The organism is Streptomyces sp. NPDC041784, from assembly GCF_055591025.1.
Genome location: NZ_JBVJAB010000021.1, coordinates 48,466 through 73,428 on the forward strand (window position 1 = coordinate 48,466; position 24,963 = coordinate 73,428).

Here is a 24,963-nt window from a genome sequence, read left to right on the forward strand (position 1 = left end):
CCGGGCATGGGACGCTGGGCCCATGGACGGCCCTATGGACGACGGCACCCCCCTGCTGGTGATCGTGGACGGCGCGAACGTCGTCGGGTCGGTGCCCGACGGGTGGTGGCGGGACCGGCGGGGCGCCGCGGAGCGGCTGCGCGACCGGCTGGCGGCGGACGGGCTGCCGGGGCACTCCGGGCCCGTGGAGATCGTCCTCGTCGTCGAGGGCGCGGCCCGCGGGGTGGAGCCGGTGCCCGGCGTACGGGTGGAGTCGGCGGCCGGCAGCGGGGACGACCACATCGTCCGGCTGGCCGCCCTGGCGGGTGACCGCCCCCGTCTGGTCGTCACCGCCGACCGCGAGCTGCGCCGCCGGGTGACGGAGCTGGGCGCGGAGGTCACGGGACCGCGGGCGGTACGGGGCTGAGCCCCGCCCCGCAGCCGCCCCGCAGCCGTCCCACCGGCGTCACACCGTTCCGTCGGCCCCCGGCGGCCTGCGCACCTCGTCCGGCGTCGTCTCCTCGTGCCGTCCCAGACGGCTGTGGGAGCGGCCGTAGAGGAAGTACACGACGGAGCCGATCGCCATCCAGACGGCGAACCGGACCCAGGTCTCGGCCGGCAGGTTGATCATCAGCCAGAGCGAGGCCAGCACCGACAGAATCGGCAGGAACGGCACCCACGGGGTGCGGAAGGCCCGGTGCAGGTCGGGGCGGGTGCGGCGCAGGACGATCACGCCGATCGCGACGACCACGAAGGCGAACAGGGTGCCGATGTTGACCAGCTCGGCGAGTTCGCTCAGCGGGGTGAAGCCGGCCAGGATCGCGATGAGCCCGCCGAGCAGGATGGTCGGCCGGTGCGGGGTCTTGAACCGCGGGTGGACCTGGGAGAAGAAGCGCGGCAGGAGTCCGTCGCGGCTCATCGCGAAGAACACCCGGGTCTGTCCGAGGAGCAGGATCATGCAGACCGTGGTGAGGCCGACGGCGGCGCCGAAGCTGATGAAGCCGGCGAACCAGGGGTGCCCGGTGGCCTTGAAGGCGTCGGCGAGCGGCGCGGTGATGGACAGCTCGGTGTAGTGCTGCATCCCGGTGACCACGATCGACACCGCGACATAGAGGGTTGTGCAGATGAGCAGGGAGCCGAGGATGCCGCGCGGCATGTCGCGCTGCGGGTTCTTGGTCTCCTCGGCCGCGGTGGCGACGACGTCGAAGCCGATGAAGGCGAAGAAGACGACGGAGGCGGCGGTGAAGATGCCCATCACGCCGAAGTTGGAGGGCGCCCAGCCGAACATCACCTGGATGAGCGGGGCCTGGAGGTTTCCGCCCGCCTCCACCGTCTGCGCGTCGGGGACGAACGGGTCGTAGTTGGAGCCTTCGATGAAGAAGGCACCCGCGATGATCACCGTCAGGACGACGGTGAGCTTGATCGCGACGACGATCGCGGTGACGCGCGCGGAGAGCTTGGTGCCGACCACGAGGATGGCGGTGAGCAGCAGGACCAGCGCGGCGGCGAGGATGTCGAAGCCGAAGCCGTCGGCCCCGTCTCTGGTACCGAGCGAGTCCGGCAGGTGCCAGCCCGCATTGTCCATCAGCGACGCGACGTACCCGGACCAGCCGACGGCCACCACCGCCGTACCGAGGGCGAACTCCAGGACCAGGTCCCAGCCGATGATCCAGGCGGGCAGCTCCCCGAGCGAGGCGTAGGAGAACGTGTACGCCGATCCCGCCACGGGGACCGTCGAGGCGAACTCGGCGTAGCAGAGCGCGGCGAGCGCGCAGACGACGCCGGAGACGACGAAGGCCAGGGCGACGGCGGGGCCGGCGTTGTTCTTGGCCACGGTGCCGGTCAGGACGAAGATGCCGGTGCCGATGATGACACCGACGCCGAAGACCGTCAGGTCGAGCGCGGACAGGGATTTCTTCAGCGCGTGCTCGGGCTCCTCGGTATCGAGGATGGACTGCTCGACGTTCTTCGTCCGGAAGAGGGTGCTGCTCATGTGCGCGTACCTCCCACGCTGTGTCGTCCCAGACATGATCGAGAGGGGGCGTAGTGCGTATGCCCCGGCACGGGCCGGTCAACGCGAATGGGCCGGTTCCACCACTCTTCGCAGTGGTGGAACCGGCCCATCCGGGCGTGTCGGGTGGCGTCAGTCGCGGGCGGGCTGCACGGAGTCCACGGCCGCCGCGCTGTCGTACCGGCCGTCCAGCTTCGCGACCAGGCCGGTGACCTGGCGGGCGATGTCGGGGGCGGTCAGGCCGATCTCGGCCATCACCTCGGCGCGGGAGGCGTGGTCGAGGAAGCGGGGCGGGATGCCGAAGTCGCGCAGCGGGACGTCGACGCCCGCGTCCCGCAGGGCCTGGGCGATCGCGGAGCCGACGCCGCCGACGCGGCTGTTGTCCTCGACGGTGACGACGACGCGGTGCCGCTCGGCGAGCGGGGCCATGGCCTCGTCGACGGGTTTGACCCAGCGCGGGTCGACGACGGTGGTGGTGATGCCCTGCTTCTCGAGCAGGCCGGCGATCTCCAGGCACATAGGCGCCAGGGCGCCCACGGAGACCAGCAGCACGTCCGGGGTGTCCGACCCGGGCTCGCGCAGGACGTCCATGCCGCCGACACGTCCCACGGCGGGTACGGCGGGGCCGACGGCGCCCTTGGAGAAGCGCACCACGGTCGGCGCGTCGTCGACGGCGACGGCCTCGCGCAGCTGGGCGCGGACCTGCTCGGCGTCGCGCGGGGCGGCGAGCCTGAGGCCGGGGACGACCTGGAGGATCGACATGTCCCACATGCCGTTGTGGGAGGCGCCGTCGGTGCCGGTGACCCCGGCCCGGTCCAGGACGAACGTCACTCCGCACTTGTGCAGGGCGACGTCCATGAGGACCTGGTCGAAGGCGCGGTTGAGGAAGGTGGCGTACACCGCGAAGACGGGGTGCACTCCGGCGTGGGCGAGGCCCGCGGCGGAGACGGCGCCGTGCTGCTCCGCGATGCCGACGTCGTAGACCCGGTCCGGGAAGGCCTTGGCGAAGCGGTCGAGGCCGACGGGCTGGAGCATGGCGGCGGTGATCGCCACGATGTCCCGGCGCTCCTCGCCGAGCCTGACCATCTCCTCGCCGAAGACGGACGTCCAGTCGGCGCCGGAGGAGGAGATCGGCATGCCCGTGTCCGGGTGGATCTTGCCGACGGCGTGGAAGCGGTCGGCCTCGTCCTGGAGGGCGGGCTGGTAGCCGCGGCCCTTCTCGGTGAGGCAGTGCACGATCACCGGGCCGCCGAAGCGCTTGGCGCGGGCCAGCGCGGACTCCAGGGCCTCGATGTCGTGGCCGTCGATCGGGCCGACGTACTTCAGGCCGAGGTCCTCGAACATGCCCTGCGGGGCGATGAAGTCCTTGAGGCCCTTCTTGGCGCCGTGCAGGGTGTCGAAGAGCGGCTTGCCGACGACCGGGGTCCGCTCCAGGACCTCCTTGGTGCGGGCCAGGAACCGCTCGTAACCCTCCGTCGTACGGAGCGTGGCGAGGTGGTTGGCGAGGCCGCCGATGGTCGGCGCGTAGGAGCGCTCGTTGTCGTTGACGACGATGACCAGCGGGCGGTCCTTGGCGTCGGCGATGTTGTTGAGCGCCTCCCAGGCCATGCCGCCGGTGAGCGCGCCGTCGCCGATGACGGCCACCACGTGGGCGTCGCGGTCGAGGATCTCGTTGGCCTTGGCGATGCCGTCGGCCCAGCCGAGCACCGTGGAGGCGTGGCTGTTCTCGATGACGTCGTGCTCGGACTCGGCCTGCGAGGGGTAGCCGGACAGTCCGCCCTTCATCTTCAGCCGGGAGAAGTCCTGCCGCCCCGTGAGCAGCTTGTGGACGTAGGACTGGTGGCCCGTGTCCCACAGGACCTTGTCCTTCGGGGATTCGAAGACGCGGTGCAGGGCGATGGTCAGCTCGACCACACCGAGGTTGGGGCCGAGGTGGCCGCCGGTCTTGGACACGGCGTCGACGAGGAAGGTCCGGATCTCCTCTGCCAGCTGGTCCAGCTCCTCCAGGCTGAGCCGGTCCAGATCGCGCGGTCCCCTGATGCGGGTCAGCAGCGGCACCCGTGCCTCCTTGCAGTTGAGCTGATCGAGCTGTTGCCGGGCTTGTCGAGTCTAATGTTCCGCCCCGGCGGGCGGACTCCGGGCCATGCTTCATAGGTCACGCGATCGGCCGTACCCATGATGAGCCTGTCCTATGACACGACTGTGCCCGGCACCTGGTGAGCGCCGGGCACAGTGACGTTCCTGCCGCGGATCAGCCGCGGCCGGCGGCCTTCTGGCTCTTGCGGGAGACCGAGTCGATGACGACCGCGCCGAGCAGAACACCACCGGTGATCATGTACTGGATCGAGGTGTTCATGTTCAGCAGGTCCAGACCGGTCTGGATCGACTGGATGACCAGCATGCCCAGGAGGGCGGACCAGACGGTACCGCGGCCACCGAAGAGGCTGGTGCCACCGATGACGGCCGCCGCGATGGCGAGCATCAGGGTGTTGCCGCCACCGGCGCTGAGCGTGGCGCTCGCGGTCTGGCCGGCGAAGAACATACCGCCGATCGCCGCGAAGCCGCCGGAGATGGCGAACACGGTGATGCGGATCATCGGCACGTTGATACCGGCGCGGCGCGCGGCCTCGATGCCGCCGCCGACCGCGAACACCTTGCGGCCGTACGTCGTACGACGCAGCACGAAGTCCACGATCACCAGCGCCGCCAGGAAGATCACCAGGGCGTTGGAGACACCGGACGCGTTGTTCAGCACGGCCGCGGCGACGAAGGAGGCGACCGCGAGGGCACCGACGCGCAGCAGGATCTCGCTGGTCGGGCGGAACGGCACACCCGCGGCCCGGCGGCGGCGCTGCTCACCGAAGTTGCCGACGAGGGTCAGCACCACGCCGAGACCGGCCAGCACGTACGCGCCGATGATCGCCTGGTCCATGAAGAAGCTGCTCTGGCCGAGCAGGTGGACCGGGCCCGACTCGGACGGGATGTTGATCGTGCCGCTGTCGCCCAGCAGCCACAGCATCAGGCCGTTCCAGCCGAGGAAGCCGGCCAGGGTGACGACGAACGCCGGCACACCGATCCTGGCGAAGAACCAGCCCTGCATGGCGCCGATGGCGATACCGGTGAGGACCGCCAGGATCAGCGACAGCCAGGGGTCCATGCCGTTGTTCACCGCGAACACGGCGAACAGGGTGGAGGCCAGTCCGCTGACGGAACCGACCGACAGGTCGATCTCGCCGAGCAGCAGCACGAACACCAGGCCGATGGCCAGCATGCCGGTGGCCGACATGTAGTAGCTGATGTTCGAGAGGTTGTCGGCGCTCAGGAAGCGGTCGTTCTGCAGCTGGAAGATCGTCCAGATGACGATCAGGCCGACGAACACCGGCAGCGAGCCCAGCTCGCCGCCCTTCACCTTGCGCTTGAACTCGGTGACGTAACCCTTGAAGCCCTCTTCGCGGACCAGCAGGCGCGGGTCGACGACGGACACCGGGGCGGCCGTGGGGTCGTCGGCGGGGGCGACCGTGTCCTGGTCCTCCACCACGCCCTCGGCGGCCTCGACCTTGGTGGCCGTGTCGGCCTTCTCGGGCTCCGAGGAGCCGCTCTTCACGGTCTTCGACGTGTCGCTCACTGTGCCGCCTCCGCGGTGCGACGCCCCGCACGACGGGTCACGGCGTTGTCCGTGGCCCCGGTGATCGCGGCGATGATCTCTTCGTGGCTGGTGTCCTTCACGGGGAAGGAGCCGTTGTTCTTGCCCAGGCGCAGGACGGCGACGGTGTCCGCGACCGCCTTGACGTCGGCCATGTTGTGGCTGATGAGGATGACGCCGAGGTCGCGCTCGCGCAGTCGCTCGACCAGGTCGAGGACCTGGGCCGTCTGCTCCACGCCGAGGGCCGCGGTGGGCTCGTCGAGGATGACGACCTTCGGGTCGCCGATGAGGGCGCGGGCGATGGCGACGACCTGGCGCTGACCGCCGGAGAGGCTCGCGATCGGGATGCGCACGCTCGGGATGCGGATCGAGAGCGTGGACAGCAGCTCGCGGGAGTTCTTCTCCATCGTCACCTCGTCGATGATGCCGCGGTGAAGCAGCTCACGACCGAGGTAGAGGTTGCCGACCACGTCGAGGTTGTCGCAGAGCGCGAGGTCCTGGTAGACGGTGGCGACGCCGAGTCCCTGGGCGTCGTGCGGCTTGGTGATGCTGACGGGCTTGCCCTCCCACTCGATGACTCCCTCATCGATGGGATGGACACCCGCGATCGTCTTGACCAGGGTGGACTTACCTGCGCCGTTGTCGCCCACCAGGGCGACCACTTCTCCGGCGTGAACCTCCAGCTCGACGTCGGTGAGTGCCTGGACTGCACCGAATCGCTTGGAGACTCCGCGCAACGCCAGCACGGGCGTAGCGGACACGTGAACCATCTCCTTCGCCGCCTGACCGGCGGGGATGCCGCGCTTGGGGTGGGGCGCGGAGGGACGTGCGGACCGGGCGTCGCCGCCTCGGTTTCGCACGAGGTTTACAAGATGAACATGCGTGAATCCGTGGCGCTTGGCAACGGGTTCCTTCCGACGCCCGCCCCGGCAGCGGGGTGTGAAGGTGGGGCAGGCGTCGGAGGGGTATCGCGGGACCGCACTCGGCGGTCCGGGCCCGAGTCCCTCAGCGGGACCCGGGCCGGGGTGCGCGGGTGCGCGTGCCGTTTACTGCAGGCCGGCGGTCTTGCAGGCGGCGGCGTACTCCGCGGTGCAGATGTCGGCGACCGTGTACAGCTTGTCCTTGACGACCGTGTCGTTGATGTTGGCCTTGGTGACCGACACCGGGGTCAGCAGCTGCGAGGGCACCTTGTCGCCGGAGCCGCTGGTCAGCTCGGTGGTGGCCAGGGACTTGATGTCCTTGCCCTCGAGCAGGTTGACCGCGAGCTGGGCGGCGGCGTCGGCCTCGGGCTTGAAGGCCTTGTAGACCGTGGAGGACTGGGTGCCGGCGACGATCCGCTGGATGGCGGCGAGCTCGGCGTCCTGGCCGGTCAGCGGGATGCCGCTGATCTTCGCGCCCTTGAGGGTGTTCGCGATGCCACCGGCCATGCCGTCGTTGGCGGAGTAGACACCGGCGATGTTCTTCGCGCCCAGCTGGGTGATGGCCGCGGACATCTTCTGGGCGGCGACCGTGTCCTTCCAGAGGCCGGACTGCTCGTAGGCGATGTCGACCTTGCCGTCGAGCGCCTTGTGGGCGCCTTCCTTGAACTGGCCGGCGTTCGGGTCGGCGTCGTCGCCGTTGATCATGACGACCTTCGACTTGGTGGTCGCCTTGTCGCCGAGGGCGGCCAGCAGGGCCTCGCCCTGCAGCTCGCCGACCTTGACGTTGTCGAAGGAGACGTAGGCCGAGACCGGGCCCTGGGCGAGGCGGTCGTACGCGATGACCTTGACACCCTTGTCCACCGCGGACTGGATGGAGGACTTGATCGCGGCGGAGTCCTGCGCGGAGACCACGATGACCTTGACGCCCTTGGTCACCATGCTGCTCATCTGCTGAGCCTGCTTGGCCGGGTCGGCGGCGGCGTTCGCGTACTGGACGTCGCAGTCGGAGCAGAGTTCCTTGACCTTGGCCTCGAAGAACGGCCGGTCGAACTTCTCGTAGCGCGTGGTGACGCTGTCGGGGAGCAGCAGGCCGATGGACTTGTTGTCCGAGCCCGTGCTGCCGGAGTCGCTGTCGTCGTCGCCCGCCTTGCCGCACGCGGCAATCGAGAGCGCCATGGACACTGCGGTGGCGCCGATCACGACTCTACGCATCGTTGCGTTCATTGGGGTGTGCCTCCCTGACAGGGCCGCAACGCTGCGGCCGAGGTGGCTCGAAGTCAACTCGGCCGCAAGTTCGACGTCAAGAAGTAAATACTTAACGAGATGGCAACGGCGTCATGCGTTCTCTAAGTGAAGGCAGGTGTCGCAGCGGACAGGGTGCCATCCAAAAGGGTCGAATCACCCATCTCGCTGAGTGCGAGAGCGAGTGCTCCGAGCACCTCCGCACGGCCCCCAAGTGCCCCTGGGAGAACGGAAAGCTGACGCGCCGCACTGGGGATCGCATAGCGGCCGACGGACTCCCTGATCGGACCGAGCACCAGCTCACCGGCCTCGGCGAGATCACCGCCCAGGACCACTCTGCTCGGGTTCAGGAGGTTGCAGAGATTGGCGACTCCACTGCCGATATGGCGGCCGACGTCGGCGATCACCCGACGACAGCCCGGGTCTCCGTCCCTGGCCAGCCGCACGACGCCTTCCATCGTCAGATCCGTTCCGTGACTGGACTGGAGGAGCGGCAGCACATAGCGGGCGGCCGCGAAGGTCTCCAGGCAGCCCCGGTTTCCGCAGCGGCAGACAGGGCCGGATTCATCGAGTGTAATATGCCCGATTTCTCCCGCAGTCCCGCCGGGCCCCCGGTAGATCTTCCCGTCGATCACCAGACCGGCGCCGACACCGCTCGCGACCTTGATGTAAGCAAGATCACGTACGCCCCGGCCGCTGCCCCAGACCATCTCGCCGAGGGCGCCGAGATTGGCGTCGTTGTCCACGTGCACGGGCACACCGAGGCGCCCTCTCAGCTCCTCGGCGGGTCTGGTGCCGATCCAGCCGGGCAGGATCGCCGACGAGCCGAGCGTGCCGGACTCCAGGTCGATCGGACCGGGCACACCGAGCCCGACCCCCGCGACCTTCGTACGGTCCACCCCGGTGGCCTCGATCAACCGGGTGACCAGCTGCTCCGCCCGGTCGAAGCCCTGCGCCGCGGACGCGTCCACGTCCAGCGGCTCGGACTCCTCGGCGAGCACCTGATGGGCCAGGTTGCCGACGGCGACCCGGAGATGGGTGTGCCCGAAATCGACACCGATGACAATGCCGGCGTCCCCGCTGAGCGATACGCTGCGGGCCCGGCGCCCACCGGCGGACGTGGGCGTGACCTCGACGGTTCCGCCGTCCTTGAGCTCCCGCACGATGTTGGAGACGGTCGCCGCCGACAATCCGGTCGTCCGGGCGATCTCCGCCTGCGTGAGGGACCCGGCCAGACGAACGGCCCGTACGACTCGCTCCAGGTTGGCTCGGTGCAGTGACGACTGCGACCCCGGAGTCTCCACGACGACCTCCCGCGCGCGGGACCGCTTCGATGAGGCCCCGTCTATGTCCAACTAGTGAACTCTAAGCTGAGCTGTTCGGGTCGCCTCCCGTCAAGAGGTTGAACAGTATCCGCCCGGTCGAACAGGGCCGGGCGTGGTGACGCTCCGTATCGTCGCGGCGTGTGCGGGGCTGGCTGCGAGGCGTTGCGGGAAGCCCTTTCCGTGCCGTGGCACCGCGGGGTGAAACCGGGCGCACAGCGTGAAAAGCGGCGTACGCGGACAGCCCATGCTCGGGTGATCCGTGTACGCCGCATGAAGGCGCGCGGTTTACTTGAGCGCCCCCGCTGTCAACCCCTGCACCACCTGCCGCTGGAAGACGATGTACGCGGCCAGGACCGGCAGCATCGCCATCACCAGCCCCGCGAACAGCCCCGACCAGTCGCCCTTGTAGCCCTGGCTGACCGCCAGCTGGACCAGGCCCTGGGTGAGGACGCGCTTGTCGGGGTCGGTGTTGAGGACCGTGGGGAGCATGTACTGGTTCCACTGGCCCAGGAAGTTGAAGATGCCCACGCTGATCAGGCCGGGCTTGGCCATGGGCAGCATGATCTGGAAGAACGTACGGCTGTGCGAGGCGCCGTCGACGAAGGCCGCCTCCGCCACCGAGGTGGGCAGGGTGCGGAAGAACGCCGTGAGGAAGAACACCGTGAACGGCAGCGAGTACGCGATGTACACCAGGATCAGGCCATGGAGGGTGTTCAGCAGGCCCATGTTGTTCACCACATAGAACAGCGGGACCAGCGCCAGCATGATCGGGAAGCTCATGCCGCCGATGAAGAGGTAGTAGATGAAGCGGTTTCCCGGGAAGTCGAACCGGGCCAGGACATAGGCCGCCATCGAGCCGAGGACCAGGGTGCCGATGAGCGAGCCTCCGACCACCAGGACGGTGTTGAGGAAGTAGTCGCCCATGCTGGCCTCGGTCCAGGCCCGCGACCAGTTGTCGAGGTGCAGCCGGTCCGGCAGCGACCAGGGTGAGCCGAAGATGGAGCGGTCGTCCTTGAAGGACGTCATCACCGCCCAGAGCAGCGGCAGCACCACCATCACGGCCCAGACGACCAGGATGCCGTGCGAGAAGACATTGAGGACCCGGCCCTCGGCCTTCGGCTCAGGGCGCGCCCGGCCGGCCGGGAGGTCGATCTTGGCGACGGGCACGGGGGCGGGCGGTTCGGTCGTCTTCAACTCAGTACTCCAGCCGCTCGCGCCGCCCGAGCCGCATCACGACGGCGGCGAAGGCCAGCGTCACGACGAGCAGGGCGACACCGATGGTGGTGGCGTAGGCGGCCTGACCGTCGCGGAACGCCTTCTGGTACACGTACAGGACCATGACGGTGGTCGAGTAGTCGGGGCCGCCCGGGCCGGTCGTCATGATCTGCACGACCGCGAACGACTCGGCGCCCAGGGCGAGGATGCCCAGATAGACCCAGCCGGACTGCACGGTGTCCCAGAGCAGCGGCAGGGTGATCCGGAAGAAGACGGCCGCGCGGTTCGCGCCGTCCAGCAGGGCGGCCTCGTAGAGATCGGCCGGGATGGACGCCATGCCGGCCGAGAACAGGACGACGAAGAAGCCGACCGTGGACCAGACCAGCACCGCCATCACGCACCACAGCGCGAGATCCGGGTCGCCGAGCCACAGGGGCTGGACGCCGTCGAGGCCGACACCCCGCAGGAACGAGTTGATCGCACCGCTGTCCGGGTTGTACGCGAAGGCGAACAACAGCGCGACGATGGCGATCGAGAGCACCTGCGGAAAGAAGTACACGATCTTGTAGAAGGCGGAGCCGCGGACGCCGGAGACGACCGGGCCGCCCCTCCTTCTTCGCCCGCCGACATTGATCATGAAGGCGAGGAACAGCGCCAGGCCGATCGTCACCACGGGCACCAGAAGGGCGAACAGCAGGCTGTGCTGGAGGGACTTCCAGAAAATGTCGTCGTCCAGCATCCTGCGGTAATTGTCGAAACCGACCATCTCGAATTCGGGGCTCAGGCCGGTCCAGTCCGTGAACGAGTAGTAGATGGACTGGATGAACGGCCACACCACGAAGAGCGCGTACAGTCCCAGGGGCAACGCCAGGAACCCCACGATGAACCGGTACTTGCCGTGCTGCATCGCCACTCCGGTGCCGTCGTGAATGCGGTGAATGCGGTTACTGATGCTTGTAGTGCTTGATCGTCGTGTCCTTCGCGGACGCGTCGGCATAGCCCTGGATCTTCTTGACGGCCTCCGCCGGGGTGAGCCGTCCGGCCATCATCTCGCCGAGCCCGCCGACGCCGATCTGCTCCTTCTGGAGCTTGACGTACCAGTCCTGGAGCCGCGGGTTCACCACGTTGTCGCCGGCCTTGTCCAGCGCGGCCACACCGGACTTCAGGCCCGGGGTGAGGGTGATGCCGTCGGTGCCGCCGTTGTAGGCGGTGAGCGACTTGACCTTGGCGGTGAAGTTCCTGGAGGACGCCTCGCCGAGCATGACGCGCAGCTGCTCCATGCCGCCGGAGGCGTTCTTCGCCTTGGCGGGGACGACGAACGGCTCGCCGCCGGAGGCCCAGATGGTGCCGAAGGGCATCGCGTCGGAGGAGTCGATGCCGGTGGGCGCGGAGACGGCCAGGTCGAAGTCGGCCGGGATGACGTTCGCCGACTCGTTCTCCACCCAGGAGCCGTTGGGGATGAACAGGGCCTTGCCCTGGGCCCAGGCGGTCTGCGACTGGATGTGGTCCAGGCCGGGGGTGCCCTTGAGGACGTAACCCTTCTTGTACAGCTCGTAGTACGCCTCGAAGCAGGTCTTGACGGCCGGGTGCTTCCAGGCGTTCGGCTCCAGGTTGTCGATGGCGTCGAGGACCTCGCGCCCGCCGACCTTGCCGATCATCGGGTAGAGCGAGAAGGGGAGGTAGTACGGGTACTTGCCCGCGTACGTCCAGCCGGCCATGCCCTTCTTCTTGGCCTTCTCGCAGACCGCGAGCATCTCGTCCCAGGTCTCGGGATAGGTGGCGTCGAGCGAGTCCAGCGCCTTCTGCGAGTACCAGACGCCGTAGACCGTGTAGGCGTAGTACATGATCCAGACGGGGTCGCCGTCGAACTGGCCCATCTCGACGATGCCGGGACGCAGGGTGTCGCGGACCTTCTTGGCCGGGTCGTCGTACGACGGGGCGTCGAGCAGCGGGGTGAGGTCGGCGAGCTGGCTCTTGCCGACCAGGACGCCCATGTCCATCTGCTCGGCACCGGAGTTGTCGATGAGGTCGGGCGGGGTGCCCTGGTTGAAGCGGGGCTGGAGCGTGGACTGGATCTTCTGGGTGGCCGAGAACTTCACCTTCGCCCCGGGGAAGTTCTTCTCGTAGATCTTCACGGCGTCCTCGGCGTACTCCTTGCCGAAACCGCCGTCGAACAGGACGAATTCCATCTGGGCGGTCTCGTTGACCGCGAGGGGGTTCTTCGCGGTCTTCTTTCCGGCCTTGGCCTTGTCCTCGTCACCGCCGCCGCTGCTGGCGCAGGCCGCCAGAAAACTCATCGTGGGGACGGAAATCAGGCCGAGCGCGGCGGACCGCCTGATCAGATCGCGGCGGCCGACACCGGTGGAGTGATGGTTCTCGGAGGTGGATCCCATGCTCAAGTCCTCGCCTTCTCCAGGACTCAGGCGGTGAACCGGATCCTCCCCGGCACCGCGGTCAGGTCAAGCAGGGTCGTGCGGATCGCATGAATCGCCGACAGGTATAGTCCACTTCCCGCCAGCTGAGCAAGATCGAATGCAGGGTTGGTCATGGGTCTTTTCCGAGTTGAGACCTCCCGGACATATGAACCGGCTGTGGGCGGCTTTCCGGGAAATTCGCGACATGAACCCCGAATGCCACAGGCAACACCCTTGACATCCTTGACCACTTGACCCACTACTGGTCTCTGCGTCGATTTTGACAACGTTGTCCGGATGAGCGCAGGGAGGGTGCTGGCGTATGCGGCACAGAGCTCGGCACAGATGGGGTTCGACCGTCGTCGTGACGGCCGCTTTTGCCTTGGCGGTGGGCTCACAGGGGGCTGCCGTCGCACTGCCGGCCAAGGCACCGGCGGCAGACCGGGAGTTCGCTTCCTCGTTCGAGGCGGACGACGCGGCGCCGGACTGGCTGAACACCGTCGACACGACGACGGACGGCGGCAAGCGGGCTTCGGGCGTCGACGGCGGATACAGCAGCGGCATTCCGGGCAATGTCACCGATCACGTCACGGACGTACGGGCGAGCAGCGAGAACACGGGCGGCGGGGAGGTGAAGGAGAACCTCGTCGACGGCGAGTCGAGCACGAAGTGGCTGACCTTCGCACCCACGGGCTGGGCCGAGTTCGATTTCGACAAACCCGTCAAAATCACTGCATACGCACTCACCTCGGCCAATGACTTCGCCGAGCGTGACCCCAAGGACTGGACCTTGCAGGGTTCCACGGACGGCAAGGACTGGAAGACCGTCGACACCCGCGCCGGCGAATCCTTCCCCGAGCGGTTCCGGACCAGGACGTACGACCTCGCCGAACCGGCCGAGTATCAGCACTTCCGGCTCGACGTCACGAAGAACAACGGCGCCTCGGGCATCCTCCAGCTCGCCGACGTCCAGTTCTCCACGGGCGGCAGCGACAACCCGGTCCCGCAGGACATGCTGTCGCTGGTCGACCGCGGTCCGAGCGGCTCGCCGACCGCGAAGGCGGGCGCCGGGTTCACCGGGAAGAAGGCGCTGCGGTACGCCGGACGCCATACGGCGAACGCGCGGGCGTACTCGTACAACAAGGTCTTCGACGTGAACGTGGCCGTCGGCCGCGACACGCAGCTGTCGTACCGGGTCTTCCCGTCGATGGCGGACGGCGACCGCGACTACGACGCCACGAACGTCTCCGTGGACCTGGTCTTCACCGACGGCACCTCGCTGAGCGGCCTCGGCGCGACGGACCAGCACGGGTTCGGGCTCTCGCCGCAGGCGCAGGGGGCCTCGAAGGCGCTGTACGTCAACCAGTGGAACAGCGTGGTCTCGCGGATCGGGTCGGTCGCGGCCGGCAGGACCGTCGACCGGATCCTGGTCGCGTACGACTCCCCGAAGGGCCCGGCGAAGTTCCGCGGCTGGCTGGACGACATCGCGATCGAGCGCGTGGCGCCGGAGAAGCCGAAGGCACACCTGTCCGACTACGCGCTGACGACCCGCGGCACCAACTCCAGCAGTGGCTTCTCACGCGGCAACAACTTCCCCGCGACCGCCGTGCCGCACGGCTTCAACTTCTGGACGCCCGTCACCAACTCGGCGTCGCTGAGCTGGCTGTACGACTACGCCCGCGGGAACAACGCCGACAATCTGCCGACGATCCAGTCCTTCAGCGCGAGCCACGAGCCCAGCCCCTGGATGGGCGACCGGCAGACCTTCCAGGTGATGCCGTCCGCCGCGTCGGGCACGCCGGACACCGGCCGTGAGGCGCGGGAGCTGGCCTTCCGGCACGAGAACGAGACGGCACGGCCGTACTACTACGGCGTGCGGTTCGAGAACGGCCTGAAGGCCGAGATGGCCCCGACCGACCACGCGGCGGCGCTCCGCTTCACCTACCCCGGTGACGACGCCGGCGTGCTGTTCGACAACGTCACGGACCAGGCGGGGCTCACGCTCGACAAGACGAACGGGATCGTCACCGGCTACTCGGACGTGAAGTCCGGACTGTCGACTGGTGCCACCCGCCTCTTCGTGTACGGCGTGTTCGACAAGCCGGTGAAGGACGGGTCCTCCAGCGGCGTCAAGGGCTACCTGCGCTTCGACGCGGGCGCCGACCGCACGGTCACCCTGCGCCTGGCCACCTCGCTCATCAGTGTGGACCAGGCCAAGGACAACCTGCGCCAGGAGATCCCGGACGGCACCTCCTTCGAAGCGGTGAAGAAGCGCGCCCAGCGCGCCTGGGACCGGATCCTCGGCAAGGTCGAGGTCGAGGGCGCCACGCCGGATCAGCTGACCACGCTGTACTCCAGCCTGTACCGGCTGTACCTGTACCCCAACTCCGGCTTCGAGAAGGTCGGTTCGACGTACCAGTACGCGTCCCCGTTCTCACCGATGCCGAATCCGGACACCCCGACCCACACCGGCGCGAAGATCGTCGACGGCAAGGTGTACGTGAACAACGGCTTCTGGGACACCTACCGGACGACCTGGCCGGCGTACTCCTTCCTGACGCCCTCTCAAGCCGGCGAGATGGTCGACGGGTTCGTGCAGCAGTACAAGGACGGCGGCTGGACCTCACGCTGGTCCTCCCCCGGCTACGCGGACCTGATGACCGGCACCTCCTCGGACGTGGCGTTCGCCGACGCGTACGTCAAGGGCGTCACGTTCGACGCGAAGGCGGCGTACGACGCGGCGGTGAAGAACGCGACCGTCGTCCCGCCGTCGTCCGGCGTGGGCCGCAAGGGGATGGCCACCTCGCCCTTCCTCGGCTACACCTCCACCTCCGCCCACGAGGGCCTCTCGTGGGCGATGGAGGGGTACGTCAACGACTACGGCATCGCCAGGATGGGCCAGGCCCTCTACAAGAAGACGGGCGAGAAGCGTTACAAGGAGGAGTCGGAGTACTTCCTCGACCGCGCCCAGGACTACGTGAACCTGTTCGACTCCGAGGCGGGCTTCTTCCAGGGGAAGAACGCGCAGGGCGACTGGCGCGTGGACTCGTCCGACTACGACCCGCGCGTGTGGGGTCACGACTACACGGAGACCAACGGCTGGGGCTACGCCTTCACCGCCCCGCAGGACAGCCGGGGCCTGGCCAATCTGTACGGCGGCCGCGGCGGGCTCGCGGACAAGCTCGACGAGTACTTCGCCACGCCCGAGACGGCGTCCCCGGACTTCGTCGGCTCCTACGGCGGCGTCATCCACGAGATGACCGAGGCGCGGGACGTGCGGCTCGGCATGTACGGGCACTCCAACCAGGTCGCCCACCACGTCATCTACATGTACGACGCGGCCGGGCAGCCCTGGAAGGCGCAGAAGAACGTCCGCGAGGTGCTGTCGCGCCTGTACACCGGCAGTGAGATCGGGCAGGGCTACCACGGTGACGAGGACAACGGCGAGCAGTCGGCCTGGTACCTCTTCTCCGCGCTCGGCTTCTACCCGCTGGTGATGGGCAGCGGTGAGTACGCGGTCGGCTCCCCGCTGTTCAAGAAGGCCACCGTGCACCTGGAGAACGGAAAGGACCTGGTGGTCAAGGCACCCAAGAACAGCGCGCGGAACGTGTACGTCCAGGGCCTGAAGGTCAACGGCCGGGCCTGGACGTCCACTTCGCTGCCGCACGCGCTGCTCGCCAAGGGCGGGGTGCTGGAGTTCGACATGGGGCCGAAGCCCTCGGCGTGGGGCAGCGGCAAGACCGCCGGACCGGTGTCGATCACCCAGGACGACCAGGTGCCGACGCCCCGGACGGACGCGCTGACGGGCCCGGGGGCCCTGTTCGACAACACCTCGGCGACCACCGCGGCGGTGTCGGACACGGTCGACCTGCCGGTCGGCGGCGCGGTGAAGGGCGTGCAGTACACCCTGACCTCGTCCGACCGCGCGAAGGCCCCCACGGCCTGGACCCTCCAGGGCTCCTCCGACGGCACGACATGGACGACGCTGGACCGGCGTTCCGGGGAGAGCTTCTCCTGGGACGGACAGACCCGCGCGTTCACCGTGGGATCACCGGGTACGTACGGGAGGTACCGACTGCTGCTCGACGGCCAAGTGACCCTGGCCGAGGTCGAGTTGCTGTCCTGAGCCGGGCGTTCCGCGCCGGTGCCGCACCTGGCACCGGCGCGGTCGTCTGCCGATCCTGAGGAGGGCTTCGCCCATGCCGCTTCCCGTGCCCGTGCTCCCCGAGGGGGTCGACCCCGCTTGGCTGCCGCCGGAGGCGTTCCGGCCGCTGGGCACCCGGCGGACCCTGATCCTGGGCCCGGGTCCCCTCGTGGACACCGTCCACGGTGAAGTGGCGGACGCCTGCGGGCGGTTCGGCGGGGAGGTGGTGCGGGCCGAGGAGGGGGCGGCGGAGGCGGCGACCGGTGGTGCCTCGTACGACCTGGTGCTGGAGGTGTCGGCGGCGGACGGCCTCGGTGAGGAGGGGTTCGCGTACGGGCGGGACGGCGGCACCACGACCGTCATCGCGTCCGGCCCACGCGGGCTGCTGTACGGCCTCTTCCACGTCGTGCGGCTCGGGGCGGCGGCGTTCGCCGGGCCGGTGGCACGCGAGGCGCACCGGCCGGCGACGGCGCTGAGGATGCTGGACCACTGGGACAACGTGGCCGTGCACCCGGTCATGGGCCAGGTGGAGCGCGGGTACGCGGGCGGCTCGCTGTTCTGGCGCGACGGCCGGGCGCGCGGGGAACTGGAGCGGGTCCGGGCCTACGGCCGGCTGCTGGCCGCCGTGGGGATCAACGCGGTGTCGGTGAACAACGTCAACGTGCGCGAGAGCGAGACCCGTCTGCTGACCGAGCGGATCGGTGAAGTGGCCGCGCTGGCCGTGGCGTTGCGGCCGTACGGGATCCGCACGCATCTGTCGGTGAACTTCGCGGCACCGGTGCTGCTCGACAAGCTGCCCACGGCCGATCCGCTGGACACCGGGGTGCGCGCCTGGTGGGCGGACGCCGTGCGCCGGGTGTACGCGGCGATACCGGACTTCGGCGGGTTCGTGGTGAAGGCGGACTCGGAGGGCGAGCCGGGACCGTTCGCCTACGGCCGCAGCCATGCCGACGGCGCGAACATGCTGGCGGCCGCGCTCGCCCCGTACGGCGGCACGGTGCACTGGCGGGCCTTCGTCTACGACCACCGGCAGGACTGGCGGGACCGCCGGACGGACCGGGCGCGGGCCGCCCACGACCAGTTCGCCCCGCTGGACGGGGAGTTCGCCGACAACGCGGTGCTCCAGGTGAAGCACGGCCCGATGGACTTCCAGGTGCGCGAGCCGGTCTCCCCGGTGCTCGGGGCGATGCCGCGCACCCGGCTCGCGGTGGAGGTGCAGGCCACGCAGGAGTACACCGGGCAGCAGCGGCACGTGTGCTGGCTCGGGCCGATGTGGAGCGAGGTGCTGCGGTTCCGGCCGGAGGGTGACGTCGGCTCCGCTGTCGGAGAGTTGGCGCGCGGGGGGATCGTCGCCGTGTCCAACGTGGGTGACGACCCGTTCTGGACCGGGCATCCGCTGGCCCAGGCGAACCTCTACACCTTCGGGCGGCTCGCCTGGCGGCCCGACGCCGATCCGTACGAGGTCCTCGACGAGTGGATCGGCCTCACCTTCCCGGACGCCCCCGAGCGGCTGGCCACCGGCCTGCGCGCGGTGCTGCGCGGCTCCTGGCGGACGTACGAGAAGTACACCGCGCCGCTCGGCGTGGGGTTCATGGTGCAGCCCGGGCACCACTACGGGCCGAGCGTGGACGGCTACGAGTACAGCCCCTGGGGCACCTACCACTTCGCGGACCGCGACGGCGTCGGCGTCGACCGCAGCGCGGCGACCGGCACCGGGTACGCGGCACAGTACGCCAAGGCGTGGGCCGAGGTGTACGAGTCGGCCGCCTCCTGCCCTGACGAGCTGCTGCTGTTCTTCCACCATGTGCCGTACGGGCAGGTGCTGAAGAACGGGAAGACCGTGATCCAGCACATCTACGACACCCACTTCGAGGGCGTCGAGGAAGCCGAGGAGGCCCGCCGGACGTGGGCGGGCCTCGCGGACCTCGTGGACCCGGTGCGCCACGCGCGCGTGGCGGAGCGGTACGAGGAGCAGGTGCGCAGCGCGCGGGAGTGGCGGGACCAGGTGAACAGCTACTTCCTGCGGAAGTCGGGGGTTCCCGACGAGCGGGGGCGGGTCATTCACTGACCAGGCGCAGGACGGCCACCCCGAGTGGGTCGAGGGCCAGGTCCTCGCCGTGTTCGAACCGTTTGCCGGTGAGGAGGTCGGTGGCGGTGGAGTGTGCGGTCAGGTGGACCGGTTGGGCCGCGTGGTTGAGGAGGAAGAGCAGGCGGACTCCGTCCGGGGTGACGCGGGTGGCGGTCTCGACGGTGGGGTGGCCGGCGTAGGGGCCGATCAGGTCGTGGCGGGCGAGGACCCGGCGGACGACGTGGTCGACGCCGGGCTGGTCGAGGGCGGTCGCCACGTACCAGGCTTCGCCGTCTCCGAAGCGGTTGCGGGTCACGGCCGGGGTGCCCGCGTAGAAGTCCGCGCCGTAGGCGGCGACCGGCTCGGCGCCGCGCAACCGGACGATCTCGAAGACCAGCCGGGCCTCGGCGGTCAGCTCCCCCAGTTCCACGGGCTGTACGACGTCCTCCGGGCGGGCGTCCCATTCGTCGACGCGGATGCCGAACAGGGGGGCGAGGGGGCCGGGGACGTCGGTGAGGAAGGCCAGGTCGTGCACGTCGGAGCGGGCGGTGAGGAAGGTGGCGAGGACGGTGCCGCCGCGCCGGGCCAGTTCCTCCAGGCGTTCGGCCAGGTCTCCCTTGACCAGGTGGAGGACAGGAGCGAGGACGACGTCGTAGGGGGTGAGGTCGGCGGTGACCGGGACGACGTCCACGTCGGCACCGGCCTCGCGGGCGGCCCGGTAGTAGTGGTGGACGACGTCGGTGTACCGGACGAGCCGGGAGGGGCCGTCGGAGATCTCCAGGGCCCACCAGCTGTCCCAGTCGAAGAGGAGCGCGGTGCGTGCCGGGGTGCGGGCGCCCAGGGTGACCGCGCCGAGGTCGCTCAACTCGCGCCCCAGTGCGGCTGCTTCACGGAAGACCCGGGAGTCGTCACGCCCCGCGTGGCCGATCACCGCCCCGTGGTACTTCTCGCAGGCGCCGCGGGAGGCGCGCAGCTGGAAGTAGAGGGCGGCGTCGGCACCGTGCGCGATCGCCTGGAACGTGGCCAGGCGCAACTCCCCCGGTCTGCGCAGCGGGTTGACGTCCCGGCAGGCGGTGGTCGACGGGGTCTGCTCCATCAGCCAGAAGGGGGCGCCGTCCTTGAGGCCGCGCATCAGGTCGTGGGCGAGGGCGGGCCGGGTCGGCGGGGCGTCGAGGGGCGGGTAGTTGTCCCAGGAGGCGAAGTCGAGGTGAGGGGCCCAGCGGTGGTAGTCGAGGGGGCGGTAGGCGCCCATGAGGTTGGTGGTGACGGGGGTGTCCGGGTCGTGGGCGCGCAGGGCCTCCTTCTCGGCCGTGAAGCAGCCGAGCAGGGCGTCGGTCATGAAGCGCTGGTAGTCGAGGGTGATGCCCTGGAAGGCGGTGTGGTCGGGGCCGCGCCAGTGCTCGGTGAGGGCACTCGGCGGCTCGATCTGGTCCCAGCCCGTGTAGCGGTGCGACCAGAAGGCGGTCCACCAGGCGTCGTTGAGGGCGTCGAGGGTGCCGTGCCGTGCGCGCAGCCAGCCACGGAACGCCTCGGCGCACAGATCGCAGTAACAGGCGCCGCCGTACTCGTTGTTGATGTGCCAGGCGAGCAACGCCGGGTGGTCCGCGTACCGTTCGGCGAGGCGGGCGGCGAGGGCGGTTGCCAGGCGGCGGTAGACGGGCGAGCTGGGGCAGAAGTTGTGGCGCTGGCCGTAGCGGTGCCGGCGGCCCTCGAAGTCGGTGCGGTTGACCTCGGGGTACTTCTTCGCGAGCCAGGGCGGGAGGGCGGCGGTGCCGGTGGCCAGGCAGACCTGCCGGTCCTCGGCGGCGGCCCGGTCGAGGATCCGGTCGAGGATGGTGAAGTCGTGGACGTCCTCGGCGGGTTGGGTGAGCGACCAGGAGAAGACGCCGACGGTGAGGGTGTCGATGCCGGCCCGGGTGAAGAGCCGGTGGTCCTCGTCCCAGACCTCCTCCGGCCACTGCTCCGGGTTGTAGTCGCCGCCGTAGGGGATCTTGGGGCTCCTCGGGGTCATACGGTGAAGTCCTCCTCGGTCTCGGCGATCACCGGGCGCTCGGTGTGCAGCAGGGAGAGCAGCAGCGGGGCGGCGAGCAGGGCGGGCAGGGCCTCGGTCAGCAGGGCGGTGAGACCGGCGGTCAGGACGCACAGGGAGGCCGCGGCGAGCGTGGCCCGTCCGTGCCGGAACAGGAAGTAGGCGGCGAGGCGGGCGGTGTCGCGGGAGCGGAACGCGAACAGCGAGGTGAGGACGAGCGCGTGGGCGCCCCACAGGAGCGAGACCGTGCCGATCAGCCCGAGCAGGACCGCCCACCAGCGGGGCAGGCCGGTGGCGGCGAAGTGGGTGAGGGTGAAGACGATCACCGTGAGCCAGGCCAGCAGGGGTGTCCAGAGCTTGAGGGCGGGTACGGCGTTGAGGCGCCAGCCACGGGTGTAGGCCCGGGCCGGGTGCAGGTCGGTGAGGTCGTGGCCGCGGTGACGCAGGGCGTACAGCGCGGCGGAGAGGGCGGGGCCGAGCGGCAGCAGGCAGACGGCGGCCAGGGGCAGGTTGGCGGGGTCGGGGCTCAGGAAGAACAGGGCGACGAGGCCGGGTGAGGCGGCGGCGAGGAGCAGGGCCTCGACGGTGAGCAGGGTGTGCAGCAGGGCGGCGGCGCGGGAGAGGACACCGGTGCCGAAATCGGTTGCCGTGCTGCTCATGACGTCTCCCGGCGGGGCGGCACGGTGACGGAATCGGTTACCGGGCCGCTCATGGCGCCTCCCGGCCGAGCAGCCGTCCCTCGTCCCACCAGGGCGGGGTCTCGTCGGCGACCGGGGTCAGCTCGACGAGGGTGACCTCGTGGCGGGCCAGGGTCAGGTGCAGTTCGGCCCGTCCGTCGTGTACGGGCAGCCGGTGGTGGCTGCGGGCGGGTTCGGCGGCCTCGTGCAGGACGTCCAGCTGTCCGGGCCTCGGGGAGCGGGGGCTGCCCATGTGGCGCCATGTCGTGTAGGCGTTTCCGCGCTCTTCGTCCACGGTGGACCGGCGGACGAAGGCCTCGCGTCCGCCGACCGGGAAGGGCCGGTGTCCGCCGACCGGGACGGAGAGCCGCAGGGCGTGCCGGTCGGGGCCGGGGGTCTCGCCGGTCGGGTCGACGGGCGCCCAGGCCAGGACGGTGACCCGGCCGTCGGGGTGGCGGGTGACGAGGTGGTCGTCGCCGCGCGCCAGGAGGTCGGGGCCCGTCCGTGCCATGAAGGCGTACAGGTGGTAGGTCGGTTTCCTGATCTGGCGGTGGGTGAGCAGCCCGAAGCCGCCGTGGAAGAGGGCGGTGGGGACGCCGATCTCCTCGAACATGTCGCTGAACGTCCAGTAGGAGAAGGAGTCGACGAGGTCCCCGCCCCACGCCAGCACCGGGGCGAGGTAGGCGGCGTGGAAGGCGGTGTCGTGGACCGGGTTGTCGGGGCGGTAGGAGGAGTTGAACTCCGTGATGTGGACGGGGAGTCCGGCCAGCCGGGTGCCCTTGAGACGCTCGCGGGGCGTGGCGAACTGGTCGAGCAGGTCCCTCGCCGGGGCCAGGGTCTGGTGGACGCCGAACGGCACGTGCTGCGCGGGGCCGGAGGTGTAGGCGTGCTTCGAGACGAAGTCGACGGGGACGTCCCGGTGTTCGGCGAACTCCGCGAACCGGTCCAGCCAGTCGTCGGCGCCCGGGGAGATCGCCGGCCCGCCGACCTGGAGTCCGGCGTCCACCTCCTTCACCGTGTGCGCGGTGATCTCGTACAGCCGGTGGTAGGCCTGCTCGTCGGCGTGCTCCCAGAAGTCGGGGAGGTTGGGTTCGTTCCACACCTCGATCGGCCAGGTGCGGACCTCGTCGAGGCCGTAGCGGTCGACGAGGTGGGTGAGGGTGTTCCGGACGAGAGCGGCCCACTCGCGGTGGTCGCGCGGTGGGGTGACGTTCCCCCGCCACCAGAAGATCGTCTGATCACCGGAGGCCAACTCGGCGGGCATGAAGCCGAGTTCGAGGAACGGGCGGATGCCCAGGGCGAGATACGCGTCGACGGCCTGGTCGACGTAGGTGAAGGAGTGGTGGACCCGGCGGCCGCCGTCGTGGTCGTAGGACCGGTGCACGCCCATGCCGTCGCTCAGCAGGCCGTGGCCGCGGAGGTACCGGAACCCGATGTCGCGCTGGAGCAGGGCGAGGGAGTCCTGGTAGTCGCGGCGCAGGGCGAGTTCGATCCGGCCGGTGCCCACGCACTGCCGCCAGGCGTCGGAGAGCCGGCCGACCGGCTCGGCCGGGACCCGGATCACCCGTTCTCCTTCTTGAATCGCTCGCGTGCCTTGTTGTGCAGGTCGACGAGCCGGTCCATGTTCTTGGCCTTCAACTCGGCGACGTAGTCGTCCCATTCGGACAGCGGACGCTTGCCGAGGGCGAACTTGAGCGTGTTCTGGGTGACGTGGTCGCGCAGCGGGGTGTCCCAGAGCGAGGCCTGCTCCTGCTCCACGGACTGCAACGGGTGCGCCGGGCCGATGGGCAGCTGTTCGCGCTGGGACATGGCGTCCTGGAACTTCTGCTCGTCCGGGCCGAACGAGGAGGAGACCAGCGCCCAGCTGCCGCCGTAGGTGAAGACGCCGTTGAAGAAGCCGTAGTCCTTCTGGAGGTCCTTGGGCGCGTCGGGATCGGAGCCCATGAGGCTGATGCCGGGCTCCAGCTCGTATTGGCCGCCGGAGAACGAGTAAGTGGTGCCCTGCACACCCCACTTGGCGAACCGCTGGCCCTCGTCGGAGTACCAGAGCCAGTCCACGAACTGCATCATCGCCACGAAGGTGTCGCTCTTGAGGGCCTTGCTGGAGATCATGACGCCGTTCTCCAGCCGGGCGCCGCCGGTCACCACCGGGCCGGCCGGGCCGAGCGGCACGGGCACCATCTCGATCGTCGAGCCCTTGACCTGCTTCTCCAGGTTGTAACGGTAGTTCTGGACCAGCTCCTGCGGGTTGGCGCTGATCGCGAAGGACTTCTCGCCCAGCAGCTTCTGCACGGCTTCGTCGTCGGTCTGGGTGAAGCTCTCCGGGTCCATCAGCTTCTCGGCGACCAGCTTTCTCAGGTACTCGACCATCGTGCGGTAGCCGTCCTGGGCGCCGGTGAAGACGAACTCCCCCGCCTTCGCGTCGTAGCTGATGTTGTCGTACGTCCAGCCGGCCCGGACGCCGTGGGACTGGCCCAGGTAGCTGAGCAACGCGCCCACGGGGTAGGGGGTGTTGGTGCTCCAGCGGTCGGAGAGGGGGTAGCGGTCGGGGTATTCGGCCCGGATCGCCCTGAAGACCTCGTACACCTCGTCCCAGGTGGTGGGCAGGCTCAGGCCGAGCTTGCCGAGGACGTCGGTGCGCAGCGAGAGCGAGTAGCCGGACTTGACCTTCTCGTGCAGGCCGGGCAGGAGGTAGTACTTGCCGTCGGACTGGCGGATGGAGTCGAGTTCCGGCTCCAGCTTCCACTTCCTGACCTTGTCCTGGAAGTGGGGCATGAGGTGCACGTACTCGCTGACCGGGAGGATCGCGCCGGACGCGACGAAGGCGACCTCCGAGGGGTGGTACGTCTTCGGGATCAGCAACGGGGCGTCGCCCGCGCCGATGAGGACGCTGCGCTTCTTCTCGTAGTCGCTCAGCGGGACGTCGACCGGCTCGAGGGTGACGCCGGTTCGGCGCGTGAGCTCTTTCCAGAACAGCCAGCTGTCCTTCAGCGGGTAGACGGGGTTGTTGTTGTGCAGCATCGAGAAGGAGAGCGGCTCTGACGCCTTGAACTGCTGGCCGGCCCGGTACTCCTTCATCGCGCCGTTCTGCTTCTTGGAGAGGTCCTTGGAGTCCCCTCCGTCGTCGCCGCTGCCGCAGCCGGTGAGGGTGGCGAGGCCGATGAAACCGGCCGCCGCGAGTATCTGACGTCGTGAGAGCTGGCCTGCGTTCTTCACGGACACTCCCTTGTTCCGTCGGACGAGCGAGATGGGGCGTGGACGTGCGGGGGTGCGGGGTGGGGTGTGGATGTCCGGCG

At 69.3% G+C, this 24,963-nt stretch carries 17 protein-coding genes; 3 read left to right on the forward strand and 14 right to left on the reverse strand.

Annotated elements, in window-relative coordinates; all coding sequences use genetic code 11:
- The first annotated feature begins 34 nt into the window (after nucleotides 1-34).
- Entirely contained in the window at nucleotides 35-406 is a 372-nt protein-coding gene (locus ACZ6D7_RS34195; RefSeq protein WP_469499736.1) for a PIN domain-containing protein, read from the forward strand.
- 39 nt (nucleotides 407-445) lie between these two features.
- On the opposite strand, the gene ACZ6D7_RS34200 is transcribed toward ACZ6D7_RS34195, so the two are convergent.
- From ACZ6D7_RS34200 to ACZ6D7_RS34245, 10 genes are all read right to left on the reverse strand, one after another.
- Nucleotides 446-1,972 carry an amino acid permease gene (locus ACZ6D7_RS34200; protein ID WP_469499532.1) on the reverse strand — a complete coding sequence of 509 codons (1,527 nt, stop codon included), beginning with the start codon at nucleotides 1,970-1,972 and terminating at the stop codon, nucleotides 446-448.
- A gap of 150 nt (nucleotides 1,973-2,122) precedes the next feature.
- The gene (dxs, locus tag ACZ6D7_RS34205; RefSeq protein ID WP_469499534.1) at nucleotides 2,123-4,048 is read right to left on the reverse strand and encodes a 1-deoxy-D-xylulose-5-phosphate synthase; all 1,926 of its coding nucleotides are present in this window, start codon (nucleotides 4,046-4,048) and stop codon (nucleotides 2,123-2,125) included.
- A 193-nt stretch (nucleotides 4,049-4,241) separates the two neighbouring features.
- Nucleotides 4,242-5,615 carry a sugar ABC transporter permease gene (locus ACZ6D7_RS34210; protein WP_469499537.1) on the reverse strand — a complete coding sequence of 458 codons (1,374 nt, stop codon included), beginning with the start codon at nucleotides 5,613-5,615 and terminating at the stop codon, nucleotides 4,242-4,244.
- A complete protein-coding gene (locus ACZ6D7_RS34215; protein WP_469499539.1) occupies nucleotides 5,612-6,403 on the reverse strand; it encodes an ATP-binding cassette domain-containing protein in 792 nt (263 codons plus the stop codon). The genes ACZ6D7_RS34210 and ACZ6D7_RS34215 overlap by 4 nt, the downstream gene beginning before the upstream one ends.
- A 276-nt stretch (nucleotides 6,404-6,679) precedes the next feature.
- The gene (locus tag ACZ6D7_RS34220; protein ID WP_469499542.1) at nucleotides 6,680-7,765 is read right to left on the reverse strand and encodes a sugar ABC transporter substrate-binding protein; all 1,086 of its coding nucleotides are present in this window, start codon (nucleotides 7,763-7,765) and stop codon (nucleotides 6,680-6,682) included.
- Between the two features lie 134 nt (nucleotides 7,766-7,899).
- A complete protein-coding gene (locus tag ACZ6D7_RS34225; RefSeq protein ID WP_469499545.1) occupies nucleotides 7,900-9,099 on the reverse strand; it encodes an ROK family transcriptional regulator in 1,200 nt (399 codons plus the stop codon).
- 306 nt (nucleotides 9,100-9,405) lie between these two features.
- The gene (locus ACZ6D7_RS34230; protein WP_469499548.1) at nucleotides 9,406-10,314 is read right to left on the reverse strand and encodes a carbohydrate ABC transporter permease; all 909 of its coding nucleotides are present in this window, start codon (nucleotides 10,312-10,314) and stop codon (nucleotides 9,406-9,408) included.
- Nucleotide 10,315: 1 nt separating this feature from the next.
- Nucleotides 10,316-11,242, reverse strand: coding sequence for a carbohydrate ABC transporter permease (locus tag ACZ6D7_RS34235; RefSeq protein WP_469499551.1), 927 nt, complete (start codon nucleotides 11,240-11,242; stop codon nucleotides 10,316-10,318).
- A gap of 37 nt (nucleotides 11,243-11,279) precedes the next feature.
- Nucleotides 11,280-12,728, reverse strand: a complete 1,449-nt coding sequence (gene ngcE, locus ACZ6D7_RS34240) for an N-acetylglucosamine/diacetylchitobiose ABC transporter substrate-binding protein (protein ID WP_469499553.1) — start codon at nucleotides 12,726-12,728, stop codon at nucleotides 11,280-11,282.
- 26 nt (nucleotides 12,729-12,754) lie between these two features.
- Nucleotides 12,755-12,883, reverse strand: a complete 129-nt coding sequence (locus ACZ6D7_RS34245) for a hypothetical protein (protein WP_469499555.1) — start codon at nucleotides 12,881-12,883, stop codon at nucleotides 12,755-12,757.
- 188 nt (nucleotides 12,884-13,071) lie between these two features.
- Here ACZ6D7_RS34245 and ACZ6D7_RS34250 point away from each other — a divergent pair, with 188 nt between their 5' ends.
- Together ACZ6D7_RS34250 and ACZ6D7_RS34255 are read left to right on the forward strand one after the other, a co-directional pair.
- Entirely contained in the window at nucleotides 13,072-16,875 is a 3,804-nt protein-coding gene (locus tag ACZ6D7_RS34250; protein WP_469499558.1) for a GH92 family glycosyl hydrolase, read from the forward strand.
- 73 nt (nucleotides 16,876-16,948) lie between these two features.
- Complete coding sequence (locus ACZ6D7_RS34255; protein WP_469499561.1) at nucleotides 16,949-18,961, forward strand: alpha-glucuronidase; 2,013 nt, start codon at nucleotides 16,949-16,951, stop codon at nucleotides 18,959-18,961.
- Here ACZ6D7_RS34255 and ACZ6D7_RS34260 read toward each other — a convergent pair.
- Genes ACZ6D7_RS34260 through ACZ6D7_RS34275 form a run of 4 tightly spaced genes read right to left on the reverse strand, consistent with a single transcriptional unit; the run spans nucleotide 18,951 to nucleotide 24,883 of the window.
- Nucleotides 18,951-20,972, reverse strand: a complete 2,022-nt coding sequence (locus ACZ6D7_RS34260) for a beta-galactosidase (protein ID WP_469499564.1) — start codon at nucleotides 20,970-20,972, stop codon at nucleotides 18,951-18,953. The genes ACZ6D7_RS34255 and ACZ6D7_RS34260 overlap by 11 nt on opposite strands.
- Nucleotides 20,969-21,649, reverse strand: coding sequence for a hypothetical protein (locus ACZ6D7_RS34265; RefSeq protein ID WP_469499567.1), 681 nt, complete (start codon nucleotides 21,647-21,649; stop codon nucleotides 20,969-20,971). The genes ACZ6D7_RS34260 and ACZ6D7_RS34265 overlap by 4 nt, the downstream gene beginning before the upstream one ends.
- Before the next feature lie 49 nt (nucleotides 21,650-21,698).
- Nucleotides 21,699-23,231, reverse strand: coding sequence for a GH39 family glycosyl hydrolase (locus tag ACZ6D7_RS34270; RefSeq protein WP_469499569.1), 1,533 nt, complete (start codon nucleotides 23,229-23,231; stop codon nucleotides 21,699-21,701).
- Complete coding sequence (locus ACZ6D7_RS34275) at nucleotides 23,228-24,883, reverse strand: ABC transporter substrate-binding protein (protein WP_469499571.1); 1,656 nt, start codon at nucleotides 24,881-24,883, stop codon at nucleotides 23,228-23,230. The genes ACZ6D7_RS34270 and ACZ6D7_RS34275 overlap by 4 nt, the downstream gene beginning before the upstream one ends.
- Nucleotides 24,884-24,963: the final 80 nt, after the last annotated feature.

Coding starts and splice junctions, on each gene's coding strand:
- ACZ6D7_RS34260 (WP_469499564.1), bottom strand. CDS start 20,972: ATGACCCCGAGGAGCCCCAAGATCCCCTACGGCGGCGACTACAACCCG.
- ACZ6D7_RS34250 (WP_469499558.1), top strand. CDS start 13,072: ATGCGGCACAGAGCTCGGCACAGATGGGGTTCGACCGTCGTCGTGACG.
- ACZ6D7_RS34265 (WP_469499567.1), bottom strand. CDS start 21,649: ATGAGCAGCACGGCAACCGATTTCGGCACCGGTGTCCTCTCCCGCGCC.
- ACZ6D7_RS34245 (WP_469499555.1), bottom strand. CDS start 12,883: ATGACCAACCCTGCATTCGATCTTGCTCAGCTGGCGGGAAGTGGACTA.
- ACZ6D7_RS34200 (WP_469499532.1), bottom strand. CDS start 1,972: ATGAGCAGCACCCTCTTCCGGACGAAGAACGTCGAGCAGTCCATCCTC.
- ACZ6D7_RS34255 (WP_469499561.1), top strand. CDS start 16,949: ATGCCGCTTCCCGTGCCCGTGCTCCCCGAGGGGGTCGACCCCGCTTGG.
- ACZ6D7_RS34215 (WP_469499539.1), bottom strand. CDS start 6,403: ATGGTTCACGTGTCCGCTACGCCCGTGCTGGCGTTGCGCGGAGTCTCC.
- ngcE (WP_469499553.1), bottom strand. CDS start 12,728: ATGGGATCCACCTCCGAGAACCATCACTCCACCGGTGTCGGCCGCCGC.
- ACZ6D7_RS34220 (WP_469499542.1), bottom strand. CDS start 7,765: ATGCGTAGAGTCGTGATCGGCGCCACCGCAGTGTCCATGGCGCTCTCG.
- ACZ6D7_RS34195 (WP_469499736.1), top strand. CDS start 35: ATGGACGACGGCACCCCCCTGCTGGTGATCGTGGACGGCGCGAACGTC.
- ACZ6D7_RS34235 (WP_469499551.1), bottom strand. CDS start 11,242: ATGCAGCACGGCAAGTACCGGTTCATCGTGGGGTTCCTGGCGTTGCCC.